This is a genomic window from Roseovarius sp. MMSF_3298 (assembly GCF_030733705.1).
GTDB classification, from domain to species: domain Bacteria; phylum Pseudomonadota; class Alphaproteobacteria; order Rhodobacterales; family Rhodobacteraceae; genus Roseovarius; species Roseovarius confluentis.
In genome coordinates, this window is sequence record NZ_JASHIN010000060.1 from 1 (window position 1) to 3,574 (window position 3,574).

General features: G+C 59.7%; 3 protein-coding genes. 2 read left to right on the forward strand and 1 reads right to left on the reverse strand.

What is annotated here, in order from left to right; all coding sequences use genetic code 11:
- Nucleotides 1–106: 106 nt before the first annotated feature.
- Entirely contained in the window at nt 107–643 is a 537-nt protein-coding gene (locus RBB18_RS23075; protein ID WP_274594775.1) for a hydrolase, read from the reverse strand.
- A gap of 304 nt (nt 644–947) precedes the next feature.
- Between RBB18_RS23075 and RBB18_RS23080 the strand changes: the two genes are divergently transcribed.
- A complete protein-coding gene (locus RBB18_RS23080; protein WP_103765130.1) occupies nt 948–1,655 on the forward strand; it encodes a GntR family transcriptional regulator in 708 nt (235 codons plus the stop codon).
- 55 nt (nt 1,656–1,710) lie between these two features.
- A complete protein-coding gene (gene oxc / locus RBB18_RS23085) occupies nt 1,711–3,483 on the forward strand; it encodes an oxalyl-CoA decarboxylase (protein WP_245890600.1) in 1,773 nt (590 codons plus the stop codon).
- Nucleotides 3,484–3,574: the final 91 nt, after the last annotated feature.

Below are 3,574 nucleotides of genomic sequence, written 5' to 3' on the forward strand. Positions count from 1 at the left end.
AAAACGACACGCCCGTCCGATACAGGCGCCCCGTAAGAGCGCAGCAAGGCCTTCGCCTGGTATTCATGGATGTTCATTGTCTCAAAGCTCCTCCCGATGCTTTTACTTACTTGATGAGATGCAACATGTTCTTGAATTGCGGTGTCCCGGCTTTGCCAAGCCACTCGAAAACGACCATTTCCGTGGTGACGATCCCGGCGCCATAGGCGTTGAGCCGGGCGATGCAGGCCGCTTCGCTTTCCAGCGTGCGCGAGGCCGTGGCGTCGGAGACCACGAAAACCTCGTAGCCCTCCTCTATCAGGCTGGCGGCGGTCTGGACCACGCAGATATGCGCCTCCATTCCCGCGATCACGGCCTGTTTACGATCAAGGCTGCGGAAATGAGCTGCGAAATCCTCGTCCTCCATGCAGGAGAAATGCATCTTCGGAAGCACCGTGGCTTCCGGCGTCTCCAGCTCGGACACGGTCTTGCCAAGACCCTTGGGGTATTGTTCGGTCATCACGATGGGGATGTTCATTTCTCGTGCGCCGGCACAGAGCGTTCTCGTGTTGCGAATCGTACGGGCCGGCGCCTGCATTGCGGGCACCAGTCGCTCTTGCATGTCGATGACAATGAGGGCTGATTCGTCGGCGCGGATAAGCAAAAACAGGTCCTTTCATGCACTTGGTGATGACCTCGTGGAATACCAGATACCAACTATTTCACAGTATCGCAACCTGCGAGATTCGCGCCTTTGATCACCTTGATTGATCGTTCGGGCAGATTTTTTTCGTGTGAAAAAAGTTCAATATAAATAGAAGTTTAGCTTGAATTTTCGGGCTGGAATCATGCCGGATTCCGGCGATTTTTCGAGCAGAACTGAAAAATCGTTTGTCGTGTTAGGTATGCTGTGTATGGTATACCAACGTCGCAAACGACGCCGCGCAACACGAGATCGGAGAGGGCGCATGAAGCTGAAACCTGTGCCTTCGAATTTCACGCTGAAGGATCACGTCTACGAAATGCTTCGGACAGCGATCACTGATATGAACATCTACGACAGCGCGACAGATCTGCGTCTGGACGAGCGTGATCTGGCCGAGCAGCTGGGCGTCTCGCGGACACCGCTGCGCGAGGCCGTGGCCCGGCTGGAGCGTGATGGTCTTGTCGAGGTTCAGCCGCGCAAGGGCGTGTTCGTGCAGCGCAAGAGCCTGGCCGATATTCTGGATATGATCATCGCGTGGGCTGCGCTGGAAAGCATGGCGGCGCGTTTGGCTTGCGAACACGCGACGGATCGCGAAATCGCCAGCCTGCGCACCATAGCGGCGAAGTACAACGACGAGATCGCCAACACGCGTATCTCGGAATACTCCGACGACAATATCCGCTTTCATCAGCGCATCCTCGAGATCTCGCGCTGTAAACTTCTGCGGAAAATGGCGGATGGTCTGTTCCTGCACATGAACGCGGTGCGGGTTCGGGCGATGGGCGAGGGCAACCGCGTGCGGTGGTCGGTCGTCGATCATGCAGAAATCATCGAAGCGATCGAAGCGCGGGATGCCGATCTGTCGGAGCGCCTCGTTCGCGAGCACACGATGCGGTTGCACACGCACGTCAATCGCACCTGGAGCAGTTTCGAACTGGCCGTCGGCGCGGGAGGCGCCAGGGTCAGCTAACAAGGAATGAGTACTAGAAAGGGGCCGAACGGGGCCCCGAACAGGGAGGAAGACTATGGGTGTGACCCAGATGACCGATGACCTCGTCGCGCGGACCGAGACGGATCCCGAAACGCTGACCGACGGGTTTCATCTTCTGATCGATGCGCTGAAGTTGAACGGCGTCGAGACGATCTACAACGTACCGGGTATCCCGATTACCGATCTCGGACGTTACGCACAGGCGCAGGGAATGCGGGTCCTGTCCTTCCGCCACGAACAGCATGCCGGATACGCGGCCGCCGCCGCCGGTTTCCTGACCAAGAAGCCAGGTGTCTGCATGACGGTATCAGCCCCCGGCTTCCTGAACGGCCTGACCGCGCTTGCCCATGCCACGACGAACTGCTGGCCGATGATCCTGATCTCTGGTTCATCCGAGCGTGAAGTCGTCGACCTTCAGCGTGGCGATTACGAAGAGATGGACCAGTTGGCCATCGCGCGGCCCCATGCCAAGGCGGCCTACCGCATCCTGCACGCCGAGGATATCGGCCTCGGCGTCGCCCGTGCCGTCCGCGCCGCCCTGACGGGCCGCCCCGGCGGTGTCTACCTTGACGTCCCCGGTGCCCTTCTTGGGCAAGTCATGGACGAAGTCGAGGGCAGTAAGTCCTTGATCAAGGTCGTGGATCCGTCCCCCGCCAGTGTCCCCAGCCCCGAGGCGGTGGATCGCGCGCTGGACGTGATGAAGAATGCCAAGAAACCGCTGATCATCATCGGCAAGGGCGCCGCCTATGCGCAGGCAGACGAAAAGGTGAAGGAGCTGGTGGAAACCCTGGGCTTCCCCTACCTGCCGATGTCGATGGCCAAGGGTCTTCTGCCCGACACGCACCCGCAATGCGCCTCGGCGGCCCGATCACTGGTGCTCAAGGAAAGCGACTGCGTCTTTCTGATCGGCGCGCGCCTGAACTGGCTGCTCAGCCACGGTGAGGGCAAGGCCTGGGGCGAGAAGGGCGCAAAGCAGTTTGTGCAGATCGACATCGAACCCAACGAGATGGACAGCAACCAGCCCATCGCGGCGCCACTGATCGGTGACATCGGCAGCTGTGCCGGCGCTCTGCTGGAAAAGATCCGTGGCAACTGGGAAAAACCGTCCGAGGACTGGACCGGCGCCGTGCGCTCCAAGGTCGAGGCCAATATCGAACGGATGGCCCCGCGCCTCAAGAACAACAACTCTCCGATGGACTACCAGGGCTCTCTGGGCGTCATCAAGGACCTGATCGCAGAGAACCCGGATACGGTTCTGGTCAACGAAGGCGCCAATGCGCTGGACCAGTGTCGCTCGATCGTGGACATCCACAAGCCCCGCAAGCGGCTGGACGTGGGCACCTGGGGTATCATGGGGGTCGGCATGGGCTCTGCCATTGCCGCTGCCGTGGAAACCGGCGACCAGGTTCTCGCGGTTGAAGGCGACAGCGCGTTCGGCTTCTGCGGGATGGAGATCGAGACGGTCTGCCGCTACAACCTGCCCGTGTGCATCGTGATCATGAACAACAACGGCATCTATCGCGGTGACGGCGAAAACTGGTCCGGCGGCGAAGATCCCTCGACCACGGTGTTCGTCAAGGACAGCAAATACGAGTTGATGATGCAGGCCTTCGGTGGGGTCGGTGTGACCGCCGACAACCCCGACGAGCTTCGGCAGGCGATCAAGGAAGCTTTCGCAAGCCGCAAGCCGACGCTCATCAACGCGATCATCGCCGAAGATGCCGGCAAGGAGAGCGGCAACATCGGCAACCTGAACCCGTCTTCGGTGGTAGCGCAGAACCGTTACCCCCAAGCCAAGAATATCTGAGCGGGAGAGAACTCATGAAAGCATTGGACGGCATCAAGATTCTGGACTTCACGCATGTTCAGTCGGGTCCGACCTGCACGCAGCTTCTTGC